General features: G+C 38.6%; 1 protein-coding gene. It reads right to left on the bottom strand.

Annotated elements, in window-relative coordinates:
- The coding region (locus tag QP420_RS06505; protein WP_481616900.1) for a hypothetical protein at positions 1-256 on the bottom strand (256 nt) is incomplete at its 3' end.
- Positions 257-306: the final 50 nt, after the last annotated feature.

The following is a 306-nucleotide window of genomic DNA, read 5'->3' as shown; positions in this document are numbered from 1 at the left end:
GGTATCGACTTGTTCCATGTTCAATTGCTCGATAGTCTAGGAACTCTCCGGAAGCTGTTTTGATATAAGTTTCCTTGATTACATTCGCCATATCTAAGGATTGCTGACCCATAACCAACGCAGCAGGAGCTAAAGCGTCATAGATGATTGAACCTTCACGCTTGTCAATGTTATCAGGCACAGCATCAAGCATTTTTCTTAGAAAATAGTCATAATCTTCATTCTGAAATTCAGTAATTAGTTCATTTGGACTCACTTAATGCTTACCTCGCTTTCTATTGGTATATTTCCATAACTCGTTTGGCA

The organism is Bifidobacterium sp. UMB1197, assembly GCF_030217745.1.
GTDB classification, from domain to species: domain Bacteria; phylum Actinomycetota; class Actinomycetes; order Actinomycetales; family Bifidobacteriaceae; genus Bifidobacterium; species Bifidobacterium vaginale_B.
The sequence above is the reverse complement of the archived record's forward strand: the minus strand, read 5'-3'. Positions and strand labels throughout refer to the sequence as shown.